Source organism: Flavobacterium sp. WC2409 (assembly GCF_041200085.1).
Lineage (GTDB): Bacteria > Bacteroidota > Bacteroidia > Flavobacteriales > Flavobacteriaceae > Flavobacterium.
In genome coordinates this window covers 1,587,996-1,612,647 of sequence record NZ_CP165625.1, presented here as the reverse complement: position 1 = coordinate 1,612,647, position 24,652 = coordinate 1,587,996, and the positions used below count along the sequence as shown (strand labels likewise).

Below are 24,652 nucleotides of genomic sequence, written 5' to 3'. Positions count from 1 at the left end.
TGAAAGGTCAGAAACTCACTTTTATTTCATTGGAAGAAAAATGTTTTTTTGATGTGGGTTTCTTTTTAATTGGTTATTTTAGTCCTTTATTTTAAAGACTAAAATAGCCAATTTTATTTTCTATGGATATTCAAAATTCGATTAAAACTTTAAGGGAGGAGTTAAATCAACACAATTACAATTACTATGTGCTCGATAAACCAGTAATTTCTGATTATGAGTTTGATATAAAACTGAAAGAGCTACTAGATTTAGAAAATCAATATCCAGAATTTTTTGATGAAAATTCACCTACACAAAGAGTAGGTGGTTCTATTACAAAGAATTTTCAAACTGTTCCTCATGAATATCGCATGTATTCTCTAGATAATTCTTATTCTAAAGAAGATTTAATGGAATGGGAAAAGCGAATTCAAAAAGTTTTAGGCGAAGTACCTTTACAATACACTTGTGAATTGAAATATGATGGTGCTTCTATAAGTATAACTTATGAAAATGGAAAACTGAAACGCGCTGTTACTCGTGGAGACGGATTTCAAGGGGATGATGTTACTAATAATATTAAAACAATACGATCCATTCCATTACAATTAAAAGGCAATTACCCCGAAAAATTTGATGTTAGAGGAGAGATTATTTTACCATTTGCTGGTTTCGAAAAAATGAATCAAGAACTCATTGAAATAGGAGAAACGCCGTATTCTAATCCTAGAAATACAGCTTCTGGTAGTTTAAAACTAAAAGAAAGCGCCGAAGTGGCTAAGAGACCCTTAGACTGCTTGCTTTATTTTTTAATTGGTAATCAATTGCCATTTACTACACAATACGATGGCTTGGAAACAGCTAGAAATTGGGGATTTAAAGTACCAAAAGAAGCTAAATTAGCACACAATCTAGATGAAGTTTTTCAGTTTATTGACTACTGGGATGTTCATCGACATGATTTACCTTATGAAACGGATGGAGTAGTCGTAAAAGTAAATTCATTTCAATATCAGGATGAATTGGGTTATACTGCAAAGTCACCACGCTGGGCTATGGCGTACAAATTCAAATCAGAGCAAGTTTCGACAAAATTAAATTCAATTTCTTATCAAGTTGGGAGAACGGGAGCTATTACTCCTGTCGCTAATTTAGAGCCTGTACAACTAGCAGGAACAATTGTAAAACGAGCTTCTTTGCATAATGCAGATCAAATTGAAAAACTAGATATTCGTGTTGGAGACACTGTTTTTGTTGAAAAAGGTGGGGAGATAATCCCTAAGATTATTGCTGTTGATTTAACGAAACGTCCAGAAAACACAGAACCAACTGCATATATTACACACTGTCCTGAATGCAATACTGAGCTGGTGCGTTCTGAAGGCGAAGCGAATCATTACTGTCCTAATTTTTATGGTTGCCCTCCACAAATAATTGGAAGAATTCAGCATTTTATTTCTAGAAAAGCGATGGATATTGAAGGACTAGGAGGAGAAACGGTAGCACTACTTTTTAATAATGATCTAGTTCATAATTATGCTGATTTGTATGAGTTGACTGTGGAGCAAATTCTCCCTTTGGAAAGAATGGCACAAAAATCAGCTGAAAATTTAGTTAAGGGTGTGGCTGAATCTAAGAATATTCCTTTTGAACGTGTTTTATTTGCTCTTGGAATTCGGTTTGTAGGTGAAACGGTGGCTAAAAAACTGGCTAAACACTATAAAAATATTAATGCTTTAAGTGAGGCAAGCTTGATGGATTTAGTATTGGTGGATGAAATTGGGGAACGAATTGCGCAAAGTGTGATTGATTTTTTCGAAAACAATGAAAATAGAATTATTATCGAAAGGTTAAAAGAGTACGGACTACAATTTGAAATCGTTGAAAAAGTGAACCCTAATGCTACGGATAAATTGATTGGAAAAACATTTGTGGTTTCAGGTGTATTTTCTAAATTTTCAAGAGATGATTTGAAAAAAGCAATTGAAGAAAATGGTGGTAAAGTAGGAAGTTCAATTTCTACCAAAACAGATTATGTTGTTGCAGGTGACAATATGGGGCCGGCTAAATTAGAAAAAGCCAATAAGTTAAATATTCCTATTCTATCTGAAGATGATTTTTTGAAGATGGTTACTGATAATTTTTAAAAAAATGAAGGTTTTAAGTAAAGAAACTACTCTTGAAAAATCATTAATTGCATTATTTTTTTTAATGGGATTTATTGAGGTAGTTTCTGACGATAGTTATATTCTATATATAATTAAGCCCTTAGAAATAGTTTTGTTATTTGCATTGTATAGCTATTCTTCCATACGGAAAAACCCGCTCTTTTTTATTAACATGCTATTCTTGTTAATAGGTAGATTGTTATTTATACCAAACGACAAAAACATGCTTTTTTATGCCTTGATAGCTGTTTTTTTTCATCGTATAATTGAGATATATTATGTAGTAAAGTTGGTTAAAATAAAGGATTACATACCGCCATTATTGGCTTCAATACCCTTTTTGATTTATTTTTTGTATTTAGTTTCTATCCCCGATGATATATTGATAAGAAGTTATGTGGTTTTAGTAGTTCAAATTATCTTAATATCAGTACTTAGCGGAATTATATTGTCCCAATATCTGTTAACTTTTAATAGAAAAGACATTTGGTTATTTGTTTTTGGAATCATGTCTCTTATGCAGACTTTTGTAGTATTTATTGAGAAGTTTTACCTTTCTGATTTTAAGATTACCAGTTTAAGACCAATGGCTCTATTTTTAAACACCATAGTTTGTTTTTCTTTTTATAAGTTTGTTATTACCACGGAACGATTAAACGATAATTGATTTCCCTTCAGAAGCTTTTCTCTTATTTGAATCAAAATAAAAATCGATTCGGCCCAGATTTATTCCATAACAACCAACTTGGTTGACCAAAACATCATTTCCTGATAGATTCTTAGTAACTGTTGGTTTATCAAGAAAAGTATGGGTGTGTCCCCCAATTATTAAGTCTATATCATCCGTAAGTGCTGCAAATTTTAAATCAGAAATTTTATTTGGTTCATTTTTATAATTATAACCCAGATGTGAAAGACAAATAATTAAATCACATTTTTGTTCCTTTTTTAATATCCGAACCATTTCTTGCGCCGTTTCAACAGGATTGTTATACACCGTTTCTTGGTACATTTTTTTATCAACTAGACCATCAAGTTCAATTCCAATTCCAAAAACGCCAACCTTAATTCCATTTTTATTAAAAACTTTATACGGTTTTACTAAGCCATTCATCATGGTATTTTTAAAATCATAGTTGGCCGATAGAAACTCAAATTTTGCATGAGGCATTTGAGCATACAACCCTGCAATACCATTATCAAAGTCATGATTCCCTATCGTAGAAGCATCATATTGCATCATGCTCATTAATTTAAATTCCAGTTCTCCACCATAATAATTAAAATACGGCGTCCCTTGAAAAATATCTCCAGCATCAAGCAACAATACATTAGGATCTTCTTTTCGTATGTTTTCTATCAACGAAGCTCTTCTTGCAACACCACCCATATTTGCGTTTCTAGGATCATCAGCAGGAAAAGGATCAATGTGGCTGTGCACATCATTGGTGTGAAGAATTGTTATTTTCTTTATATCAGGAGTTGTAAAACTACTCAATGATAAACCTAAACTCAACATTGCGGTGCTTGCAGCCGTTTTCTCTATAAAATCTCTTCTTTTCATTTGTTTGTTTTTGGAGCTGTTTCCCGCTTTCCGTTGCAATCTTTTTATTTTTAAAGAAAAAATAAAAAGGATTTTTACTTCAATCGGGGCTAAAATACAGTGCTAATAAATAGGTTATAATTATTCAACAATAATTCGATTGTCTTGAGTTGATTTAATCGTATCGGTTTCTTTGAAATAATCAATTAATATGTTTCTTAATTTGTAATCTAGATCATAGGTAGCTATTCCTTTTTTGAAGAAATTCATATTGTCACCACCATTAGATAAGTAATCATTGGTGCCCACATAATAAACTTTGTCGTTTTCAATAGGTTTGCCTTGTACTAATACATTTTTGGGATGATTGTTTTTGTCAATAGTAAATGTCAATCCAGCAAGTGGATGTGGTTGTTTTTCAAGTATGAAATAATCAACAATTTCAAAAACTTGTTCTCCTTTTAGGGCAATCACAACCATCGTATTTTCAAAAGGCATTATTTCAAATGCGGTTCTTGTAGTAACATTACCCTTTGGAAGTATAGCGCGAATACCGCCATGGTTAAGCAAGCAGATGTCAATTGTTTTATTTTCACGCATTTTAAAAACAGTGTTTCCTCTTTTTAAAGTAACATCTGCCATTAGATTCCCAATAGTGGTTTGCCCATTTATGGCTTTTTTATCTAATGTTATGGGGCAGTATGCTAAAACACTATCCAAATCTTTATTAATGTGTTCTCTGTAGGGTTTGATAAAGTTTTCTATTTCAGTAACTTGATTTTCTTTATCGGTGATTGGTATTTGTTTTCCTTCTATTCTTGCAACTTGCAGTTTCGAACTACCGCAAGAAAAAACGAAAAAAAATGTTAAGAATATAACAAAAAGTTTTAAAACTTCGTTATACTTTTTTAGATTTACCATTTATAATATGACTTAATTAATTAATTTTGTAAGCGAGTAAAAATAGTATGTTTTTAAATTATATAAAAGAGTTTTCTGTAAAAAAAACAGTAAAAAATAGTTTACTTAATGTAAAGAGCAATCTGGATTCAGGAACTATTAAAACAGTAGGTTTACTTATTGACGAGAGTTATTTTTCTGAAATAAATCTTTTAGTTAATGAGTTACGGTTAAACGGAATCTTGGAAGAGAATATAGAAGTATTAGTTTATACTAATCGCTTAAAAAAAAATAAAAGTATTTCGCAAGCTACTTTTAGTTCAAAAAATTTAAACTGGAATGCAACGATAAGCAATTCAGCTGTAAATGATTTTGTAAATAAAGAGTTTGATTTACTAATAAGCTATTATGATATAGAAAAAGCAATTTTGTTAGTTGTTACAAACGAATCAAAAGCGCATTTTAAAGTTGGTTTTTCTTCTATTGATAAAAGATTAAATGATTTAATGATCAATACAAATGCAGAAAACTATAAGGTCTTTACTCACGAATTATTTAGGTATTTAAAAATTTTAAACAAAATATAATCTAACATGCAATCATTAATAGGAACTGGTGTTGCTCTAGTAACTCCATTTAAAGAAGATTTTTCAGTTGATACAGAAGCTTTAAAAAGCATAGTAAATTTTTCTGTAGATGGAGGAATTGAATACCTTGTTATCTTAGGTACAACTGCAGAAAATGCTACACTATCTCAAGAAGAGAAGGAACTAGTTATAAAAACGGTTATTGAAGCTAATAATGGAAGATTACCTTTAGTACTAGGAGTAGGAGGGAATGATACTAGAAAGATTGTAGAAGAATTGAAGACAAGAGATTTTTCTCCTTTTGTAGCAATATTATCAGTTTCACCATTTTATAATAAGCCAACACAGGAAGGTATTTATCAGCATTTTAAGGCAGTGTCTGAAGCTTCTCCTGTACCAGTAATTATTTATAATGTGCCTGGAAGAACAGCAAGTAATATGTTGCCGTCAACCGTTTTTCGTTTAGCTAATGACTTTAAAAACATTGTAGCTATTAAAGAAGCTGCGGGTGATATGGCTCAAGCACTTCAATTATTGAAAAATAAACCAAAAGATTTCCTTGTAATATCCGGTGATGATATGATTGCCTTACCAATGGTTTTAGCAGGAGGTTCAGGTGTTATATCGGTAATTGGGCAAGGATTTCCTAAACAATTTTCTGAAATGATACGATTGGGTTTGAACCGTAAGGTAGATGATGCTTATAAACTGCATTATCTTTTAATGGACTGTATCGATATGATTTTTGAACAAGGAAACCCTGCGGGAATCAAACAAGTGTTTCAATCACTAGGGATTACAGAGAATTTTGTACGATTACCTTTAGTAAAGGTAGATGAATCTTTAAGTAATAGAATATCGGAATTTGTTAAAAATATCGATAAATAAGCCTTTAAAACACTGCTTTTTTTTAAGCAAAGAAATATTTTGTAGTAGCTAAATTAATAACTAAATTTGCAACCGAAACTTCGGTATGATTTTTTGTGGATTGTTAACAGTTCATGAGATTTTAAAAAAATAAAAAAATGAAAAAAATTGTATCTCTAATACTTCTGATTGCTTTTTTTACTTCTTGTAATGAATATCAAAAGGCTTTAAAAAAGGATGATGTAGCCGTAAAGTTTGAAATGGGAACTAAGTTATATGATGCTGGAAAATATACTAAAGCAATTCGACTTTTTGAGCAAATTGCACCAGCATATAGAGGAAAACCTCAAGCAGAAAAATTGTTTTATATGTTTGCACAGTCTTATTATAAAACAGGTCAATTTTACTTAGCTGGATATCAGTTCGAAAGTTTTGTATCGGGTTATCCAAAAAGTGAAAAATTACAAGAAGCTGCATTTTTAGGAGCAAAAAGTTATTCAAAATTATCTCCAGTCTATAGTTTAGATCAAACAGATACTACTAAAGCAATTGATAAGTTACAAGCTTTTATAGATAGTTATCCTAACTCAGAATACTTGGCGGAAGCTAATGAAACGGTAAAGGTATTAGCAGAAAAAATTGAGAAAAAAGTTTTTGAAAATGCTAAAGGATACAATACAATTTCTGATTATAAATCAGCGTTAGTAGCTTTAGATAATTTTATTGCTGATTATCCTGGTACAAAATACAAAGAAGATGCTTTGTATTATAAATTTGATTCTGCTTATCAATTAGGGATTAATAGTATTGATTCTAAAATGGAGGATCGATTAAATGTTGCAAAAACGGCGTATTCTAACTTAATAAAATTTAAGGCAGATACCCAATATAAAGAAAAAGCGAACGTAATGTTAGCTCGTGTTGAACAAGATTTACAAAAATTTACTAAATAAATAAAGTCATGGATTTAAAAAAGACGAATGCTCCAGTAAATACAATAACATATAATAAAACTGTTATTGAAGAACCTACTGGTAATGTGTATGAAGCAATAACCATTATGGCTAAAAGAGCGAACCAAATTAACTCTGAGATCAAGAAAGAATTGACAGAGAAATTGGAAGAATTTGCTACATATAATGACAGTCTTGAAGAAGTTTTTGAAAACAAAGAACAAATTGAAGTTTCAAAATTCTATGAAAAATTGCCTAAACCACATGCTTTAGCAGTTCAAGAATGGTTAGATGGTAAAATTTACCATAGAGATTCAACTAAATAATACTATATGTCAGTTTTAAGCGGTAAGAAAGTTTTACTAGGGATATCTGGTGGAATTGCCGCCTATAAAACAGCGTCTTTAGTACGACTTTTCATAAAAGCAGGTGCACATGTCCAAGTGATAATGACACCTGCTTCTAAGGATTTTGTAACTCCTCTTACTTTATCTACATTATCCAAAAATCCCGTGCATTCTACTTTTTTTAATCAAGAGGAAGAAAACGAGAAATGGAATAATCATGTCGAATTGGGATTATGGGCTGATTTAATGGTCATAGCTCCAGCAACTGCAAATACGCTTTCTAAGATGGCAAATGGCAGTTGTGACAATCTTCTTATCGCTACTTATCTTTCGGCTAAATGCCCAGTTTACTTTGCTCCAGCAATGGATTTAGATATGTACAAACATCCTTCAACATTAGCTAGTTTTAAGGCTTTAAATGAATTTGGGAATACGATCATTCCTGCAGAAAGCGGAGAATTAGCAAGTGGACTTTCTGGTGAAGGTAGAATGGCTGAACCAGAAAACATCATCGCTTTTCTTGAAGCTGATTTAGAAAGTAAATTGCCTTTAAAAGGAAAAAAAATACTAATAACAGCTGGTCCTACGTACGAAGCAATAGACCCTGTGCGTTTTATAGGAAATCATTCTTCGGGAAAAATGGGATTTGATATTGCAAATAGCGCGGCAAATTTAGGAGCATCTGTTATTTTAGTTTCGGGGCCAACAAAATTTAAAGCTAACCATTCGTTAATTAAAGTGCTTAATGTGGTTTCTGCGCAAGAAATGTATGATGCTTGTCATCTGTATTTTAATGATGTAGATGTAGCTATTGCTGCAGCCGCCGTTGCGGATTATAGACCAAAAACGGTAGCTACACAAAAAATAAAAAAAGCACCGGACAACTTTACAATTGAATTAGAAAAAACAAAAGATATCTTAGCTTCACTTGGAGCAATCAAGAAAAAACAGTTCTTAATTGGATTTGCTTTAGAGACAGAAAACGAAATTGAAAATGCAAAGGGGAAAATCCAGAAAAAAAACTTAGATTTGATTGTTCTAAATTCTTTGCAAGATGAAGGAGCTGGTTTTGGTAAAACTACTAATAAAGTTACTTTTATCGACAAAGATTTTAATATTGAACCAATGGATTTGAAATCGAAAGAAGCAGTTTCTGACGATATTTTAAACAAAGTAGTAAACTATTTTCATGAATAAAATAATTACCTTTTTTGTGTTATTGTCATTTGGGCTTGTGCAAGCGCAACAGCTAAATTGTACAGTATCGGTAAATTCACAAAAATTGAGTAATTCAAATCAACAAGTTTTTAAAACTTTAGAAACTTCTTTAAATGAATTTGTAAATAAAACCGATTGGAACGGGCAAAACTATAAACAGCAGGAGAAAATTAATTGCTCCATGTTTATTACAATACAGTCAAACAGCTCAGATCAATTTGTTGCAACGATACAAGTTCAATCCTCCAGACCTATTTATGGTTCTTCTTATTCTTCACCAGTTTTGAATTATAATGATAAAGATTTTAGTTTTAGATATACAGAATACGAGAGTTTAATTTTTAACCCAACCGTTTTTGAATCTAATTTAGTTTCAGTTATTTCATTCTATAGTTATATTATACTAGGAATGGATAATGATACCTTTGAGTCCGAATCGGGAAATTCTAATTTTGAAACTGCACAAAATATTGCTGGAATTGCTCAGCAAAGTGGATATAAAGGATGGAGCCAAATTGATGGAAATCAAAACAGGTATTTTTTAATCAACGATATGTTATCTCCTGCTTATTCTCAATTACGCAAAACGAGTTTTGAATATCATACGGGATTAGATGTAATGTCAAAGGATTTGAAATCGGCTAAAGAAAAAATTAAATTATCATTATTAAATATTGGAAAACTGAATGCTTCCAAACCTAATGCATTCCTAACTCGCATTTTTTTTGATGCTAAGTCTGATGAAATTGTTTCTATTTTTTCTGGAGGTACCTCTATAACAGTTTCGGATTTAATTGAAAACTTAAATAAAGTTTCTCCTTTAAATTCAAGTAAATGGGCCATGTTAAAATATTGACATTTGCTCAATTTTAAGAATATTACACTCATAATTACCCTAAAAACAGCTAAATGATTACTGCACTATCGATAAAAAACTATGCCCTAATAGAAAAATTAACGATCGATTTTTCTAAAGGATTTTCAATAATTACAGGAGAAACAGGTGCTGGTAAATCGATAATATTAGGCGCATTAGGATTGGTATTAGGGAAAAGAGCGGATCTCTCTTCTTTAAAAAACAAAGAGGAAAAGTGTATTATCGAAGCTCATTTTGAAATCTCTAAATATAATTTAGCTCCTTTTTTTAAAGAAAACGATTTAGATTACGAAGACGATACTATAATTAGGCGTGAAATTCTTCCTTCAGGTAAATCAAGAGCATTTATTAATGACAGTCCTGTAAATCTTCAAGAATTACAAGACTTGGGTTTGTTTTTGATTGATATTCATTCACAACAACAAACAAGAGAACTCTCTGATGAAAATGTTCAATTTGAAATAATTGATGCAATTGCAAACAATCAGGATAATATTTTAAAATATCAGTCTCTTTTAAAATCGTATAAACAAGATAAATCTAAACTTAATTCCCTAATTAAAAAACAAGGGGAGTCAATAAAAGAGCAAGAATACAATACCTTTTTACTGAACGAACTCCTTGAAGCTAAATTAGTATCAGGTGAACAAGAGGTTTTAGAGTCTGATTTTGAAAAATTAAATAATGTCGAAATAATAAAAGAATCTATTGATCGCTCTTTAGCTATTGGAAACGATGAACAAATTGGTGTTTTGAATAATCTAAAAGAAATTAAAAGTTCATTACAAAAAATAGCTTCATTTTCAACAGATTATAGCGCGTTATCTGAACGAATAGTAAGTTTGACAATTGAGTTTGATGATATTTCGAATGAGTTAAATCGTTGCTCAGAAAAATTAATCAATGATCCAGAAAAAATGGATGCGATTGGACAAAAATTGCAACTTATTTACAATTTGCAAAAAAAGCATCAAGTTACCTCAGTCGATGAATTAGTAGAAATTCAAGCTAATTTAGAGCAGTCTGTTTTAGAATTAGGTAATTTAGACGAAGAAATTAAAGGTATTTCGATTGCAATTGGAGAGAAAATAATCGCCTTAGATTTAATTGCAAAAAGTATTCATGATAAAAGACATCAAGCTATTCCAGTTTTGTCTCAAAAAATGATTACTATTTTAGAAACTCTAGGGATGCCTAATGTTCGTTTTGATATTCAGTTAGTTGAATCAGACTCTTACCTAGCTAATGGAAAAGAGGAACTTCAATTTTTGTTTTCGGCTAATAAAGGAACCGACTTTGGAATATTAAAGAAAGTGGCTTCTGGTGGTGAAATGTCTAGAATAATGCTTGCTGTTAAAGCGATATTAGCACAATATTCAAAATTGCCTACTTTAATTTTTGATGAAATTGATACAGGTGTTTCCGGTGAGATTGCTATTAAAATGGGAGAGATAATGAAAGAAATGAGTAGCGGAATGCAAATCTTTGCTATCACACATCTACCACAAATAGCTGCCAAAGGGAATGCACATTTTAAAGTGTTTAAATCAACTATCGGGGAGGACACACAATCAGAGTTGAAACTCTTATCAGATGAAGAACGTATTGTTGAAATAGCCCAAATGTTATCAGGAACTGTTGTTTCTGATTCGGCTCTAAATCATGCAAAAGCCTTGCTGAACTAGATTTTTGGATTATATTTGTTCTGCTTTGAAAAGCCTACGTAAAGAAAACCGAAGTAATTAAAATTATAAATCAACGAATAAAAAGTATAAAAATGATCATAGAACCAAGAATGAGAGGATTTATTTGTTTGACATCTCACCCAGAAGGATGCGAGCAAAATGTTAAAAATCAAATCGAATATGTGAAATCAAAAGGCATTATTGATGGTGCTAAAAAAGTTTTGATTATTGGAGCTTCAACTGGTTTTGGTTTGGCATCTAGAATAACAAGTGCTTTTGGATCGAATGCTTCAACTATTGGTGTGTTTTTTGAAAAACCACCTAGCGAAGGTAAAACAGCTTCTCCGGGTTGGTATAATTCTGCAGCTTTTGAAAAAGAAGCGCATAAAGCGGGATTATATGCAAAAAGTATCAATGGAGATGCTTTTTCAGATGAAGTAAAAAAACAAACATTAGACTTAATTAAAGCGGACTTAGGACAAATTGATTTAGTAATTTATAGTTTGGCTTCTCCAGTTCGTTTGGATCCTAAAACAGGAATCTTGCACCGTTCTGTTTTGAAACCTATAGGAAGTACTTTTACAAATAAAACAGTTGATTTTCACTCCGGTAAAGTTTCTGAAATATCTATCGAGCCTTGTAGCGGTGATGATATTGAGAATACCGTTAAAGTAATGGGTGGTGAAGATTGGGCTATGTGGATTGATGCTTTAAAAGCAGAGAATTTATTAGCTCCTGGAGCTACAACAGTTGCTTATTCTTATATTGGACCATCATTGACTGAAGCGGTTTATAGAAAAGGAACAATTGGTCGTGCTAAAGATCATCTAGAAGCTACTGCTTTTACTATTACAGATAGTCTTGCGGATATTAATGGTAAAGCGTATGTATCAGTAAACAAGGCTTTGGTTACGCAAGCAAGTTCAGCTATTCCAGTTATTCCATTGTACATTTCATTATTGTATAAAATAATGAAAGAAGAAGGAATTCATGAAGGATGCATTGAGCAAATACAACGTTTGTACCAAGATAGATTGTATACAGGTGCAGCAGTTCCTACTGATGAAAAAGGAAGAATTCGTATCGATGATTTAGAGATGCGTGCTGATGTACAAGCTAAAATAGCCAAATTATGGCAAGAAGCTACAACTGAAAATTTAGCAGAATTAGGAGATTTAGAAGGATACAGAAGTGACTTTCATAACCTATTCGGATTTGGATTTGAAGGAGTAGATTACAAAGCAGATACAAATGAAATGGTTGGTGTCGAAAGTATTGGATAATATTCATTTACAGTAATAAATTTTTAATAACACCTTAATTTCATATTGGATCATTCCTTTAGAAATTAAGGTGTTTTTTTAACTAAAAAAGTATAATAAATGTACAATTTACTAAAAGGGAAAAGAGGAATTATATTTGGAGCCTTAGATGAAAATTCAATAGCATGGAAAACAGCTGAACGAGTTCATGAAGAAGGCGGTATTTTTATTTTGTCAAATGCTCCAGCGGCAATGCGTATGGGGTCAATTGATGAATTAGCTTTAAAAACGGGTTCTAAAGTCATAGCTGCAGATGCTACTTCAGTACCTGATTTAGAAAATTTAGTAGATCAAGCTATCGAAATTCTTGGAGGAAAAATTGATTTTGTTTTGCATTCTATAGGGATGTCTGTCAACGTCCGAAAAGGAAATCATTACACGAATCAGAATTACGATTACACCGAAAAAGGATGGAATGTATCTGCTGTTTCGTTTCATAAAGTAATGCAAGTTTTGTATAAAAAAGATGCTATGAATGAGTGGGGAAGTATTGTTGCATTGTCTTATATGGCGGCACAACGTGTTTTTCCAGATTATAATGACATGGCAGACAATAAAGCATATTTAGAATCAATTGCCCGTAGTTTTGGCTATTTCTTTGGTAGAGATAAAAAGGTAAGAGTGAATACAATTTCACAATCGCCAACAGCTACAAAAGCGGGACAGGGAGTTAAAGGTTTTGGTGGTTTTATTTCATTTGCGGATAAAATGTCTCCTCTTGGTAATGCAACGGCGCTGGATTGTGCTAATTATACCGTATCCATGTTCTCCGATTTAACCAAAATGGTTACACTTCAAAACTTGCTTCATGATGGTGGATTCTCTACTATGGGAGTGAGTCAGGAAGTCATGGAAATGTTTGAATAATAAGTCAATTCATAATAAAATGTTTGTTAAAACCATTGCTTAATTCGTGATGGTTTTTTTATTGATATACTTTAAAAGTATATCTTTGCTCCCTTATTTATCCAATTTATTTTAACTAATACCACATAGCTATATATGTTGTTTTCTTTAATTATTCCCGTTTATAATCGACCGGATGAAGTTGATGAACTTTTAGAAAGTTTGTCACAAACAGATTATAAAGAAGATTTTGAAATTGTGCTTGTTGAAGATGGATCGTATTTAAAATGTGATGATGTTCTTCAAAAATATTCAGCTAAATTATCTATTTCCTATTATTATAAAGAAAATTCAGGCCCTGGAGATTCAAGGAACTTTGGAATGCTCAAAGCCAAAGGAGATTATTTTATCATATTCGATTCAGATTGTATTATTCCAAAGCAGTATTTGAATGAAGTTGATAAAGCTTTAAAAGAAAATTATGTGGATTGTTTCGGAGGTCCTGATAAAGCTTTAGATAGTTTTTCGGATATACAAAAAGCAATTAATTTTGCCATGACTTCCTTTTTAACAACAGGAGGAATACGTGGTGGTTCTGAAAAAATCGATAAATTCCAACCTAGGAGTTTTAATATGGGTTTGTCTCGCAAAGCTTTTGAAGCGTCTAAAGGCTTTGGAAACATTCATCCAGGTGAAGATCCCGACTTATCTATCCGATTGTGGAATCTTGGTTTTGAAACCAAACTATTTCCAAATGCGTATGTATATCATAAGAGAAGGATTGATTGGGAGAAGTTTTCCATTCAAGTAAATAAATTTGGTAAAGCGAGACCTATATTGAATAGTTGGTATCCAAAATACAATAAGCTTACCTTTTTCTTTCCTTCTGTATTTATAATTGGATTTGGATTGGCCGTTTTCTTATTGATATTTACGTATGATTATTTGTTGAAATTGTATTTTGTTTATTTTCTAATTCTATTTATTGTTTCAGCTTATCAAAATAAAAGTGTCAAAATTGGTTATTTATCGATAGTTGCTGTTTGGAAACAATTTTACGGTTATGGTTTGGGATTTATAGAATCCTATATTAAAGTTATCGTTTTAAAGCAAAAACCTCAAATTGCTTTTCCAGAATTATTTTTTAAAGTTTAATTATGGCAAAAATTATTGGCTTAACGGGTGGTATTGGGAGCGGTAAAACTACTATTGCAAAACTTTTCATAAAAAGAGGAATTCCCGTTTATATTGCAGATGATGAGGCAAAAAAAGTAATGCAATCTTCAAAAATCGTTCATGCTATTAAAAAAGAATTTGGCGAGACCATCTTTGAAGGGACTACTTTAAATAGAGAAAAGCTGGCTGAAATTGTGTTTAATGATTCTGATAAATTGAAAGTGCTCAATAGTATTGTTCATCCAGCTGTAAAAGAGGATTTTAAAGCTTGGCTTTTGAAAAACGATGCATTTCCTTTTGTAATGTATGAATCGGCTATTTTATTTGAAAGCGGTAATTATAAAGATTTTGATATAATAATTACGGTTACAGCACCTATTGAATTAAGGATTGAAAGAGTTTTACAACGAGATAATACAACCCGAGATCTTGTTTTAAAAAGAATAAATTCGCAATGGACTGATGCACAACGTATTTCGAAAAGTGATTATATAATTGAAAATATTAATTTAGATATTTCAAAAAACGAAATTGACAATATTCTTAAAATTTTAAGGATAAAACAAAAGGAGTCCTAGATGTTAATGTTTGGTTAATATATTATCATTCATACTGTTAAAATGTTAATTTTGTTCCGATGAATAAATTATTTTTTAGATTACTTGTTTTGTTAATGAGCTTATCCTTAATAGGAATAATTCTCGTTCAAGTGTATTGGTTTAATTCTTCGTTTAAAAATAACGATGAACAGTTTAAATTTCACGTAACACAAGTTATTGCTAATGTTGCTGATAAACTTCAAAAACAAGAAGCATATAGTTTTTATGATAAATACAATCATTATAAAGATAGTACTGGAAAAATTCCTCAAAAGAATGATTTACTAGAGTTTTATTATGTTCAAAAGAATCCTTTAACAAATAAAACTATTGTTTATTCTAATAGTATTATTTCGGAAGATTATAACATATCTCCTTCGTTCTTTGAAAAGAAATTTGGTTCAGGTGCAGAACGTTTTAAGAATTTTAATTCTAAACGTGTTACTGAGGTTTATAACAACAATACCATTGATAAATCAAATTTATCTCAAAGTCTTACTCCAGATGTAAAAATTGAAAAATCAGGAAATTTAGATGTTTTAGATAATGCTCAATTTGAAATTTTCTTTAAAGATATTGCCTCTGCAATGCCTCTTCAAGAAAGGATTTCTAAAGAAACTCTTCAGAAATTAATCAAAAAAGAATTGGAAGAATATGGGGTTAAAACAAAATTTGAATTTGGAATATATAGTAATGGTTTAGCTACTAAAATAAAATCTGATGATTTTAAATATGATAAAGAGGCAACGTATTCTATTCCTGTTTTCGCGGATAATGAAGGAAATGAAAAATATAAGTTATTAGTTACGTTTCCACACAAGAAAAAATTCTTGTTGTCTGAACTGATACGAATTACAGTATTGTCAATCGTTTTCACATTGATTATTTTGGTGGCCTATTCAAGTGCATTGAACCAATTGATCCGCCAACGTCAAATTTCAGAAATCAAAACAGATTTCATAAATAACATGACGCATGAATTTAAGACTCCTATTGCGACAATCAATTTGGCTTTGGATGCCATTAAAAATCCAAAGATAATTGATGATAAAGAGAAGGTTTTGAAATATTTGCAAATGATTCGTGACGAGAATAAGCGAATGCATGCTCAGGTAGAAAATGTATTGAGGATTTCAAAATTAGAGAAAAAAGAACTTGATATCGAAAAAGAATCAAGCGATGTTGAGGAAGTTATAAATGATGCTATTGAGCATGTTAATTTAATATTAGAAGACAGAGAAGGTACAATTAATTGTCATTTTGATGCTGCAAGAACTACCGTTTTAATAAACGAGGTTCATTTTACTAATGTAATTGTAAATGTATTAGAAAATGCCATTAAGTACTCACCAGATATACCTGAAATTGATGTTTATACTGAAAATGTAAAAGACATGATTCTTATAAAGGTAAAAGATAAAGGATTAGGAATGAGTAAAGTTGCTCAGAAAAGAGTTTTTGAAAAATTTTATAGAGAGCATACAGGAGACCTTCATAATGTTAAAGGACATGGATTAGGTTTAGCGTATGTAAAAAGAATAGTTGAAGACCATAATGGTCAAGTATACGTTGAAAGTGAAAAGGGAAAAGGGAGTTCCTTCATAATAAAAATACCACTAATAAATTAAAATATGGAAAATATAAATAAAAAAATTCTTTTAGTAGAAGACGACCTAAATTTTGGTGCTGTACTTAAAGATTATTTAATGTTAAATGATTTTGATGTCGTTTTAGCTAAAAACGGGATGGAAGGATTTGAAAAATTCAAAAAAGATACTTACGATTTATGCATTCTTGATGTCATGATGCCTTATAAAGATGGGTATACTTTGGCTAAGGAAATTAGAGAGAAAAATAGCGAAGTGCCTATTATCTTTTTGACAGCAAAATCAATGAAAGAGGATGTCTTAAAAGGATACAAAGCTGGTGCTGATGATTATTTGAACAAGCCTTTTGATTCAGAAGTTTTACTTATGAAAATCAAAGCAATTATTCAAAGAAAGTCTTCAGATGTGAAAGCAGAACAAGTTCAGTTTGAATTTAATGTTGGAAAATTTCACCTAAATTCAAAATTGAGATTCTTAACTTTTAATGGAGAAGAACCAATTAAATTGTCTCCAAAAGAGAATGAATTATTAAAAATGTTAATCCTTCATGAAAATGATTTAATGCCAAGAGAATTGGCCTTAACTAAAATATGGAGAGATGACAACTATTTTACTTCAAGAAGTATGGACGTTTACATCGCTAAATTAAGAAAGTATCTTAAACTAGATGAGGATGTTGAAATCCTAAATATTCACGGAGAAGGGTTTAGATTGGTTGTTAAGAACAAAACAGCATAAATTAAAATAAGGCTTCGAGAAATCGGAGCTTTTTTTTTTGAAACTATTCCTGTCTTACACTACACCATTTATCATAAAAGAAACAATTTCCAATACCTAAAAAAGAGCTTCCGCTGGTCGCTTTTTTTAGGTAGGAAATTCATTTTTTTATTTCAAAATGCTTTTTGTTTCAGTCAGGGTTAGGGAATGGTATCTATTTCAAGTTAAGTTGTAATGCAAAACAGTTTTTTTCCTCTTTAGTAATGCTAAATACAACTGATTCTTCGGATACATTTTCATGAATAACCACTTGGTCCTTTAAAGAGAGTTCTTTCATGAAATTCATTTCAAAACTTTTGATTTCTTGATTTAAGATTGTTTTTTCATCTACTAAATCAAGGCACCATTCTAAGTACTTCACATTATTGACGTGATTTACAATATCCAAATCAGATAAAAAGACTGTTTTTTCAAATAACTCTTCTTTTTCGGGGCTAATGCTTATTTTAGAAAAAGGTGCTACAGTTGCTTTCTTTTCTGGATACAATTCAAAGTGTTCGTAAGGTAAAGCTAGTCCTTCTGGACGACGTTTTTCGGTATTAAAAACGGCCCAAAAAGTTTCAGTACCAATGATTTTTTTACCATTGAGATGCATTTCTAATGCACGAACTGAGCGAGAATTCTCTAATGTGTTGATCCAAGTTTTTACAGTCACAAGATCTCCCCATTTTGGCAATGCAGTGATTTCAACGCGCATTCTACTCAAAACCCAGGCTTGATTAAATTCCTGCATATCTGAAAAACTAATCCCACCCATATCCGAATGTGCAGCAGCAGTTAGTTGTAAAAGATTACACAAATCAGTGTATTTTAAGTAGCCGTTAGGCATGCATTGTGTAAAATTGATTTCCCAATCCTTGCTTAGTATTGAAGTGAAATTTGGACTTATTGGCATATAAATAATTATGAATTATGAATTATGAATTATCGATTCTATATAATTAAAGATAGTTTGGTATGGAGTTTCGTAATTAAACCATTTTGTATTCTCGTCTCTTTTAAACCAAGTGAGTTGGCGTTTAGAGAAGCGTCTAGTGTTTTTCTTGATTTCTTCGGTGGCAAATTCTAGTGTAAACTCCCCGTCAAAATAACTGAATAATTCTCTATATCCTACAGTTTGTAATGCATTGAGCTCTTTGTTAGGATATACTGTTTTAGCTTCTTTTAATAGCCCTTCTTTCATCATGATGTCCACTCGTTGATTGATGCGATTGTACATGATGCTTCTATCAGCTTCAAGTCCTATAAGAATAGGATTGAAGTTGCGACTATTTTGTTTCTGATTTAAAAAAGAAGAATACGGTTTTCCGGAACCAATACATACTTCTACAAAACGCATCATGCGTTGTGGGTTTTGTAGGGTTTGTGGATTTTCGGTTGTTAGGGTTTTAAAATAAGTAGGATCTAATTTTTGGAGTTGTTCTTGCAAATACCCAATCCCTAATTTTTCATAAGTTGCATTTACTGATTCTCGAATTGAGGAATCTATTTCTGGAAATTCATCAAATCCTTTTAGAACTGCATTGACATACAAACCAGAACCTCCCACAAGAACTACATAATCATTAGTTAAGAATAATTCATCAATTTTAGCAATAGCTTCTTTCTCGAAATCACCAACAGTATAAGACTCAAATATTGATTTATTTTGAATAAAATGATGTTTTGCGGCAGCCAATTCAGTTTTGCTTGGAACAGCAGTTCCAATAGTCATTTCTTTAAAAAACTGTCGGCTGTCACAGGAAATAATTTCACAGTTAAAATGATTAGCTAGGTGAATACTCAACGCTGTTTTGCCAATAGCCGTAGGTCCGATGATGGTAAGTAGGTATTTCATATTTATTTTTAGCCCAGATAGAAATGAAAACCCCGGACGATTGCAAGTTAGTATTTCTTGACGTAAAAGAGCGCCTTTTGAAGCTCCTTTTACTGCTTAGAAATACAATTGCAAACGGAGGAGTTGCAATGAATAGCTGGAAGAAGCTTCCTATTATTATTATTATTATTATTATTATTATTATTTAAAGTGGTTGTCCACAGCGGTGACAAAAATTAGCTTTATCTGGATAATCATTTTTACCACAAGTTTTACAGGGAATTTTTGTATTAACTGCTGGTTTTTGGACATTTTTGGCAATTTCTGCGGTAACAATTCCTGTGGGTACTGCTATTATGCCATATCCCAAAATCATTACAAAGGAGGCAATAAATTGTCCTAATGGGGTTACAGGGGAAATGTCTCCATAACCTACGGTAGTTAGTGTTACAATAGTCCAGTAAATTCCTGCTGGAATACTAGTAAAACCACTTTGTTTGCCTTCGACTACGTACATGATGGAGCCTATAATGATAGTAATTATGAGTACAAAATAAATAAAAACAACAATTTTACCGCGACTGGCATTGATGGCTTGCCTCAATTGTGTAGATTGACTGGTAAATTGTGGATGATTTAGTATTTTGAATAATCGAAGTAATCGCAACGAACGAACGACACTAAAAATGCTAGTCCCAATGAAGAAAATCGATAAATACATGGGCAAAATGGCGAGTAAATCGATGATGCCATAAAAACTAAAAATATATTTCCAAGATTTATCTATTGTTAAGATGCGCAAAAGATACTCCATCGTGAAAAATACCGTGATTAGCCATTCTAGAAAAACAAGTTCTGTATGGTATTGCAAATCAAATGCAGCAACCGTTTCCATCATTACTAAAAGGACACTTAGTAATATAAGTCCTAACAGAATTAAATCAAATAAACGCCCTGCTTTTGTGCTTGTACCATAAATAATGATATGCGTTTTTTGTTTAAAAAGATCATATTTAGATTTGACTTTACGCATTTACAGGAAATAAAATTTGGTTTTTTTGCTAGAATTTGATAATCTTAAAACCTTTGTTTTTTCGAATATACCCTTGGATGGCATTGCGGGTATCTCGATTGCTATCCATAGGGGTTATAATGTTTTTTAAGATCTCAACATTTGTTATTTGATAGTTTAAATCATAAAAAGCGTACCCTTTTAAAATGCCATTCTCAACTAAAACAGCTGAGCGCTCACTGATTTTTCTTCCTTTATCAATAATAATCATGTTGGTGTTTTCAAATCCATTTTTGTCTATGAAAGCTTGAACCCGGAGATTGTATTCTGAGGGTGTAATTTTTCCAATACAAGCGCCATCACATTCGTTAATGGTATGTTGAAAACAATGATTTTTGGTTTGATACAATCCAGTGAATTTCTGACATAAATTGAATTCGGTTGAAATTCTATATAAAGCATTTTTTCCTTCAAGCGCATTGGGGTAAGCTATGATTTCTTTTTTTCTCCCATCTGCTTTTTGAAGTTTTAAATTTAAATATCCATTGGCATCTTTCTCCGAATATATAGCCCATGAAAAATTGCTTTTTCTTGCCATTCTATTGTAAACTGGTTTGTTTATTTTAATTTCTTCGATTTCCTTCAAAAAAGAGATTAATTCTGATCCCGTTTCTTCAAAGGTTACCGTGAAAACTTCTTTTTGTATTTTTTTTGCACTAGTAGTAATACCCGTAAAATGCTGATTGACCCTTTTTTTAATGTTTCTGCTTTTACCAATAAAAATTATTTTACCAGCTTCATTATGAATATAGTAAGTACCTACTCTTGAAGGTAAACTTTCTATAATATCTTGTAGTTTTGGCGCGATCCCTTTTTGGATTTCAGTCTTGATTAGATCTCTGACAATTGCTTTTTCAATGTCTTTATCCAAGAGCATTTTGAATAATTTGACAGTTGCCATAGCGTCTCCACTTGCTCTGTGTCTATCAGCCATAGGAATTCCCAAGGCACGGACTAACTTTCCTAAACTGTGTGAAGGTTGCTCTGGTAGTAGTTTTTTTGATAACTCAACTGTGCAAAGTGTACGTTGATTGAAGTCATATCCTAAACGTCGAAATTCAGTGCGTAAAATACGATAATCAAAGTCGGCATTGTGTGCTACAAGAACACAGTCATTGGTCATTTCAATTATACGTTTGGCTACTTCAAAAAATTTAGGAGCACCTGTCAACATCGCATTATTAATTCCTGTCAATTTCACAACAAAGGGTTGAATTGGAATTTCAGGATTGACTAAACTAATAAATTGATCCACAATTTCATGACCATCATATTTGTAGATAGCAATTTCTGTAATCCCTTCTTCATTGAATTGTCCTCCGGTAGTTTCTATGTCTAATATTGCGTACAAATTTGTTTGTTTAAAGTTTGAGGTTTAAAATTGAAAAACAGCTAGAATAAATAGTAACTAGTTCGTAACTATTATCTTCCTCCAAATATACTACTTCCAATGCGAACCATCGTGCTACCGCATTCAATAGCCAACTTATAATCTCCCGACATTCCCATGGATAATATTGAAATGTGTGGTAATGTATCTTTTTGAGATTGTAATCCCTTGAAAATAGAATTTAAATGTATGAATTCTTTTTTAATTTGGTTTTGATTATCCGTAAAAGTAGCCATTCCCATTAATCCAACTATTCGAATATTTTTCATTTCTAGAAAATCATTTGAGGATAGGAGCGTAGCTAACTCTTCTTCGTCTAGGCCAAATTTAGTTTCTTCTTCTGCAATATGCATTTGCAATAAGCAATCAATAACGCGATTGTTTTTTAAGGCCTGTTTGTTTATTTCTTGTAATAATTTCAAACTATCTACTCCGTGAATTAAGCTCACAAATGATGCCATATATTTGACTTTATTCGTTTGCACGTGACCAATCATGTGCCATTGAATGTCTTTGGGCATTTGTTCCCATTTTTCAGCCATTTCTTGGATTTTATTTTCGCCAAAAATGCGTTGACCTGCATTATAAGCTTCCATTAAATCTGGAATGGGTTTTGTTTTTGAAACAGCAACAAGAGTTACGTTTTGAGGTAAAGTAGATTGTATAGATTGTAAATTGGCTGCTATATCCATTTTTATTTTTTTGTTGTTCAAACTTTTTCTAAGGTGAATTAAATCATTCCTTGTAATGTCTGATCTGTATTACGAATTTTTAGTGCTACTGATTTAGTATCTTAAAACTAAACCATGAAATTCATTATAAAAGTATGTTTTACTTTTTTAGAATCAATAGCTTCTGGAAATTTGAATAAAGAGCTTTAGTGGGATTATAGGTTTTCATTCGCAGAATTCAATGAAAAAACTGCGAATGAAAACAAAAATATTATATAAATTGTTTAGAAACTTTTTCTGCTTTTTTACTTTCACTATAGTCGTAAAAACCTTCTCCAGATTTCACTCCTAGTTTTCCTGCACGAACCATATTAACTAATAAAGGACAAGGAGCATATTTTGGGTTTTTATAACCGTCATACATCACATTTAATATGGCAAGACATACGTCTAGACCAATAAAATCGGCCAATTGTAATGGTCCCATTGGGTGTCCCATACCTAATTTCATTACAGTGTCAATTTCATAAACACCCGCTACTTTATTATATAAAGTTTCGATGGCCTCATTAATCATAGGCATCAAAATTCTATTAGCAACAAAACCGGGGTAATCATTAACTTCAACTGGCGTTTTTCCTAATTTCTCAGAAAGTGCCATAATAATTTTAGTCACCTCATCACTTGTGTTATAGCCACGAATGATTTCAACCAATTTCATAATAGGCACTGGATTCATAAAATGCATACCAATAACTCTTTCAGGATGCGTAACTACAGCACCAATTTGAGTTATTGAAATCGACGAAGTATTTGTTGCTAAAATAGTATTGTGTGAACAAGCTTCGTTTAATTGCTTGAAAATATCTAATTTCAATGCTACATTTTCAGTAGCAGCTTCAATAACTAAGTCAACTCCTACAACACCGTCTTTAATGTCTGTATAAGTAATAATATTGGTGATTGTTTTTGCTTTATCTTCTTGAGTGATGGTTCCTTTTGCAATCATTCTGTCCAGATTTCCAGCTATAGTTGCCATTCCTTTATCTAATGATTTTTCAGAAACATCAATTAATTTTACTGTAAAACCACTTTGAGCAAAAGTGTGGGCTATTCCGTTACCCATTGTTCCTGCTCCAATTACTGCTATTATTTTCATTTATTTTTGTTTAAATTTTAAAGTTTTCTCGTTTAACTTTTAAATCAGAAAGTCTGTTTTATTTTTTAAAACAATCAATTATTTGATAAGCGACTCTCAATGCTTCTGTTGCTTGTTCTAAAGTTACAATAGGAGTAGTATTGTTATTAATTGCATCGGCAAAAGTTTCTAATTCTTCAAGAATAGCATTGTTTTGCTCTACCTCAGGATTAGAGAAATAAATTTGTTTTTTAACGCCTTCGGCATTTTGCAAAATCATGTCAAAATCTCCAGGGATTTCTGGCGCATCTTTCATTTTTACCACCTCACATTTTTTCTCTAGAAAGTCAACAGAAATGTAAGCGTCTTTTTGAAAGAAACGTGTTTTACGCATGTTTTTCATTGAAATTCTGCTAGCAGTTAAATTAGCTACGCAACCATTTTCAAATTCGATTCGGGCATTAGCAATATCAGGCGTGTCACTAATTACAGAAACTCCACTGGCACTCACGTTTTTTACTTTGGATTTCACTACGCTTAAAATCACATCAATATCATGAATCATTAAATCTAAAACTACAGGTACATCTGTACCGCGAGGATTAAACTCAGCTAAACGGTGTGTTTCAATAAACATAGGATTTTCAATCATGTTCTTGGTAGCAATGAATGCAGGATTAAAACGCTCTACGTGTCCCACTTGCCCTTTTACATTGAATTCATTTGCAAGAGCTATGATTTCTTCTGCTTCTTCGAGTGTGTTTGAAATTGGTTTTTCTATAAAAACGTGTTTACCAGATTTGATGGCTACTTTAGCACATTTGTAATGGGAAAGCGTTGGCGTAACTATATCGATAACATCTACAGCATGAATAAGAGTAGCAATTGTACTAAAATGTTTGTACCCAAATTCTTTTGAAATTTTCTCAGCATTCTCTTGATTCGGATCATAAAAACCAACTAATTCATATTTTTCAGATTGTTGTAATAATCGCAAATGTATTTTTCCTAGATGGCCAGCACCCAATACTCCAATTTTCAGCATAATGATTGTAATTTCTACAAAAATAGGAATAAAATGATTAATCCATTAGAGATGAGGCACAATTAT

At 31.7% G+C, this 24,652-nt stretch carries 24 protein-coding genes; 15 read left to right on the top strand and 9 right to left on the bottom strand.

Going from position 1 to position 24,652, the window contains the following annotated elements:
* Positions 1 to 122 precede the first annotated feature (122 nt).
* Together ligA and AB3G34_RS06955 are read left to right on the top strand one after the other, a co-directional pair.
* Complete coding sequence (ligA, locus tag AB3G34_RS06960) at positions 123 to 2,129, top strand: NAD-dependent DNA ligase LigA (RefSeq protein WP_369753890.1); 2,007 nt, start codon at positions 123 to 125, stop codon at positions 2,127 to 2,129.
* Between the two features lie 4 nt (positions 2,130 to 2,133).
* Positions 2,134 to 2,817, top strand: coding sequence for a hypothetical protein (locus AB3G34_RS06955; protein WP_367770223.1), 684 nt, complete (start codon positions 2,134 to 2,136; stop codon positions 2,815 to 2,817).
* On the opposite strand, the gene AB3G34_RS06950 is transcribed toward AB3G34_RS06955, so the two are convergent.
* Both AB3G34_RS06950 and AB3G34_RS06945 read right to left on the bottom strand, forming a co-directional pair.
* Complete coding sequence (locus AB3G34_RS06950; RefSeq protein ID WP_367770220.1) at positions 2,803 to 3,714, bottom strand: bifunctional UDP-sugar hydrolase/5'-nucleotidase; 912 nt, start codon at positions 3,712 to 3,714, stop codon at positions 2,803 to 2,805. The genes AB3G34_RS06955 and AB3G34_RS06950 overlap by 15 nt on opposite strands.
* Before the next feature lie 120 nt (positions 3,715 to 3,834).
* On the bottom strand, positions 3,835 to 4,614 hold the full coding sequence (locus AB3G34_RS06945) for a 5'-nucleotidase C-terminal domain-containing protein (RefSeq protein ID WP_367770218.1): 780 nt from the start codon (positions 4,612 to 4,614) through the stop codon (positions 3,835 to 3,837).
* 47 nt (positions 4,615 to 4,661) lie between these two features.
* On the opposite strand from AB3G34_RS06945, the gene AB3G34_RS06940 reads away from it, so the two are divergent.
* From AB3G34_RS06940 to AB3G34_RS06880, 13 genes are all read left to right on the top strand, one after another.
* Positions 4,662 to 5,180 (top strand): hypothetical protein, encoded by a 519-nt coding sequence (locus tag AB3G34_RS06940; protein WP_369753889.1) that lies wholly within the window; start codon positions 4,662 to 4,664, stop codon positions 5,178 to 5,180.
* A gap of 6 nt (positions 5,181 to 5,186) precedes the next feature.
* Positions 5,187 to 6,068, top strand: a complete 882-nt coding sequence (dapA, locus tag AB3G34_RS06935) for a 4-hydroxy-tetrahydrodipicolinate synthase (RefSeq protein WP_367753365.1) — start codon at positions 5,187 to 5,189, stop codon at positions 6,066 to 6,068.
* Positions 6,069 to 6,205: 137 nt separating this feature from the next.
* The gene (locus AB3G34_RS06930) at positions 6,206 to 7,000 is read left to right on the top strand and encodes an outer membrane protein assembly factor BamD (RefSeq protein WP_367753363.1); all 795 of its coding nucleotides are present in this window, start codon (positions 6,206 to 6,208) and stop codon (positions 6,998 to 7,000) included.
* 8 nt (positions 7,001 to 7,008) lie between these two features.
* On the top strand, positions 7,009 to 7,326 hold the full coding sequence (locus tag AB3G34_RS06925; protein ID WP_007138306.1) for a DNA-directed RNA polymerase subunit omega: 318 nt from the start codon (positions 7,009 to 7,011) through the stop codon (positions 7,324 to 7,326).
* 6 nt (positions 7,327 to 7,332) lie between these two features.
* A complete protein-coding gene (gene coaBC, locus AB3G34_RS06920; protein WP_367770212.1) occupies positions 7,333 to 8,544 on the top strand; it encodes a bifunctional phosphopantothenoylcysteine decarboxylase/phosphopantothenate--cysteine ligase CoaBC in 1,212 nt (403 codons plus the stop codon).
* On the top strand, positions 8,537 to 9,421 hold the full coding sequence (locus AB3G34_RS06915) for a DUF4835 family protein (protein WP_369753888.1): 885 nt from the start codon (positions 8,537 to 8,539) through the stop codon (positions 9,419 to 9,421). Before coaBC ends, AB3G34_RS06915 begins: the two co-directional genes overlap by 8 nt.
* Before the next feature lie 53 nt (positions 9,422 to 9,474).
* Positions 9,475 to 11,127, top strand: coding sequence for a DNA repair protein RecN (gene recN, locus AB3G34_RS06910; protein WP_369753887.1), 1,653 nt, complete (start codon positions 9,475 to 9,477; stop codon positions 11,125 to 11,127).
* Between the two features lie 92 nt (positions 11,128 to 11,219).
* The gene (fabV, locus tag AB3G34_RS06905) at positions 11,220 to 12,410 is read left to right on the top strand and encodes an enoyl-ACP reductase FabV (protein ID WP_369753886.1); all 1,191 of its coding nucleotides are present in this window, start codon (positions 11,220 to 11,222) and stop codon (positions 12,408 to 12,410) included.
* A 99-nt stretch (positions 12,411 to 12,509) separates the two neighbouring features.
* Entirely contained in the window at positions 12,510 to 13,316 is an 807-nt protein-coding gene (locus AB3G34_RS06900) for an enoyl-ACP reductase (protein WP_367770202.1), read from the top strand.
* A 135-nt stretch (positions 13,317 to 13,451) separates the two neighbouring features.
* Entirely contained in the window at positions 13,452 to 14,450 is a 999-nt protein-coding gene (locus AB3G34_RS06895) for a glycosyltransferase family 2 protein (RefSeq protein ID WP_369753885.1), read from the top strand.
* Positions 14,451 to 14,452: 2 nt separating this feature from the next.
* Complete coding sequence (gene coaE, locus AB3G34_RS06890) at positions 14,453 to 15,049, top strand: dephospho-CoA kinase (protein WP_367770197.1); 597 nt, start codon at positions 14,453 to 14,455, stop codon at positions 15,047 to 15,049.
* 59 nt (positions 15,050 to 15,108) lie between these two features.
* A complete protein-coding gene (locus AB3G34_RS06885) occupies positions 15,109 to 16,698 on the top strand; it encodes a sensor histidine kinase (protein WP_369753884.1) in 1,590 nt (529 codons plus the stop codon).
* A gap of 3 nt (positions 16,699 to 16,701) precedes the next feature.
* On the top strand, positions 16,702 to 17,415 hold the full coding sequence (locus AB3G34_RS06880; protein ID WP_367770194.1) for a response regulator transcription factor: 714 nt from the start codon (positions 16,702 to 16,704) through the stop codon (positions 17,413 to 17,415).
* Between the two features lie 193 nt (positions 17,416 to 17,608).
* Here AB3G34_RS06880 and AB3G34_RS06875 read toward each other — a convergent pair whose 3' ends face one another.
* The 7 genes from AB3G34_RS06875 to AB3G34_RS06845 form a co-directional block, all read right to left on the bottom strand.
* Positions 17,609 to 18,349, bottom strand: a complete 741-nt coding sequence (locus AB3G34_RS06875) for an acyl-[acyl-carrier-protein] thioesterase (RefSeq protein WP_367770191.1) — start codon at positions 18,347 to 18,349, stop codon at positions 17,609 to 17,611.
* Positions 18,350 to 18,364: 15 nt separating this feature from the next.
* Complete coding sequence (gene miaA / locus AB3G34_RS06870) at positions 18,365 to 19,291, bottom strand: tRNA (adenosine(37)-N6)-dimethylallyltransferase MiaA (protein ID WP_369753883.1); 927 nt, start codon at positions 19,289 to 19,291, stop codon at positions 18,365 to 18,367.
* A 184-nt stretch (positions 19,292 to 19,475) separates the two neighbouring features.
* Entirely contained in the window at positions 19,476 to 20,303 is an 828-nt protein-coding gene (locus tag AB3G34_RS06865) for an ion transporter (RefSeq protein ID WP_367770186.1), read from the bottom strand.
* 28 nt (positions 20,304 to 20,331) lie between these two features.
* Positions 20,332 to 21,693 carry an exonuclease domain-containing protein gene (locus AB3G34_RS06860; RefSeq protein ID WP_367770183.1) on the bottom strand — a complete coding sequence of 454 codons (1,362 nt, stop codon included), beginning with the start codon at positions 21,691 to 21,693 and terminating at the stop codon, positions 20,332 to 20,334.
* A 71-nt stretch (positions 21,694 to 21,764) separates the two neighbouring features.
* Entirely contained in the window at positions 21,765 to 22,424 is a 660-nt protein-coding gene (locus tag AB3G34_RS06855; RefSeq protein WP_367753335.1) for a YggS family pyridoxal phosphate-dependent enzyme, read from the bottom strand.
* 250 nt (positions 22,425 to 22,674) lie between these two features.
* Positions 22,675 to 23,562, bottom strand: a complete 888-nt coding sequence (locus tag AB3G34_RS06850) for a 3-hydroxyacyl-CoA dehydrogenase family protein (RefSeq protein ID WP_369753882.1) — start codon at positions 23,560 to 23,562, stop codon at positions 22,675 to 22,677.
* A gap of 58 nt (positions 23,563 to 23,620) precedes the next feature.
* A complete protein-coding gene (locus AB3G34_RS06845; protein WP_367753331.1) occupies positions 23,621 to 24,586 on the bottom strand; it encodes a Gfo/Idh/MocA family protein in 966 nt (321 codons plus the stop codon).
* Between the last annotated feature and the right edge of the window lie 66 nt (positions 24,587 to 24,652).

Bases quoted from the DNA above. Each gene is read 5' to 3' on its own strand.
- coaBC (WP_367770212.1), top strand. From the start codon at position 7,333: ATGTCAGTTTTAAGCGGTAAGAAAGTTTTACTAGGGATATCTGGTGGA.
- AB3G34_RS06865 (WP_367770186.1), bottom strand. From the start codon at position 20,303: ATGCGTAAAGTCAAATCTAAATATGATCTTTTTAAACAAAAAACGCAT.
- AB3G34_RS06950 (WP_367770220.1), bottom strand. From the start codon at position 3,714: ATGAAAAGAAGAGATTTTATAGAGAAAACGGCTGCAAGCACCGCAATG.
- AB3G34_RS06955 (WP_367770223.1), top strand. From the start codon at position 2,134: ATGAAGGTTTTAAGTAAAGAAACTACTCTTGAAAAATCATTAATTGCA.
- AB3G34_RS06895 (WP_369753885.1), top strand. From the start codon at position 13,452: ATGTTGTTTTCTTTAATTATTCCCGTTTATAATCGACCGGATGAAGTT.
- AB3G34_RS06855 (WP_367753335.1), bottom strand. From the start codon at position 22,424: ATGGATATAGCAGCCAATTTACAATCTATACAATCTACTTTACCTCAA.
- AB3G34_RS06880 (WP_367770194.1), top strand. From the start codon at position 16,702: ATGGAAAATATAAATAAAAAAATTCTTTTAGTAGAAGACGACCTAAAT.
- recN (WP_369753887.1), top strand. From the start codon at position 9,475: ATGATTACTGCACTATCGATAAAAAACTATGCCCTAATAGAAAAATTA.
- AB3G34_RS06915 (WP_369753888.1), top strand. From the start codon at position 8,537: ATGAATAAAATAATTACCTTTTTTGTGTTATTGTCATTTGGGCTTGTG.
- ligA (WP_369753890.1), top strand. From the start codon at position 123: ATGGATATTCAAAATTCGATTAAAACTTTAAGGGAGGAGTTAAATCAA.
- AB3G34_RS06845 (WP_367753331.1), bottom strand. From the start codon at position 24,586: ATGCTGAAAATTGGAGTATTGGGTGCTGGCCATCTAGGAAAAATACAT.
- dapA (WP_367753365.1), top strand. From the start codon at position 5,187: ATGCAATCATTAATAGGAACTGGTGTTGCTCTAGTAACTCCATTTAAA.
- AB3G34_RS06900 (WP_367770202.1), top strand. From the start codon at position 12,510: ATGTACAATTTACTAAAAGGGAAAAGAGGAATTATATTTGGAGCCTTA.
- AB3G34_RS06925 (WP_007138306.1), top strand. From the start codon at position 7,009: ATGGATTTAAAAAAGACGAATGCTCCAGTAAATACAATAACATATAAT.
- AB3G34_RS06875 (WP_367770191.1), bottom strand. From the start codon at position 18,349: ATGCCAATAAGTCCAAATTTCACTTCAATACTAAGCAAGGATTGGGAA.
- AB3G34_RS06930 (WP_367753363.1), top strand. From the start codon at position 6,206: ATGAAAAAAATTGTATCTCTAATACTTCTGATTGCTTTTTTTACTTCT.
- fabV (WP_369753886.1), top strand. From the start codon at position 11,220: ATGATCATAGAACCAAGAATGAGAGGATTTATTTGTTTGACATCTCAC.
- coaE (WP_367770197.1), top strand. From the start codon at position 14,453: ATGGCAAAAATTATTGGCTTAACGGGTGGTATTGGGAGCGGTAAAACT.
- AB3G34_RS06885 (WP_369753884.1), top strand. From the start codon at position 15,109: ATGAATAAATTATTTTTTAGATTACTTGTTTTGTTAATGAGCTTATCC.
- AB3G34_RS06850 (WP_369753882.1), bottom strand. From the start codon at position 23,562: ATGAAAATAATAGCAGTAATTGGAGCAGGAACAATGGGTAACGGAATA.
- AB3G34_RS06945 (WP_367770218.1), bottom strand. From the start codon at position 4,614: ATGGTAAATCTAAAAAAGTATAACGAAGTTTTAAAACTTTTTGTTATA.
- AB3G34_RS06940 (WP_369753889.1), top strand. From the start codon at position 4,662: ATGTTTTTAAATTATATAAAAGAGTTTTCTGTAAAAAAAACAGTAAAA.
- miaA (WP_369753883.1), bottom strand. From the start codon at position 19,291: ATGAAATACCTACTTACCATCATCGGACCTACGGCTATTGGCAAAACA.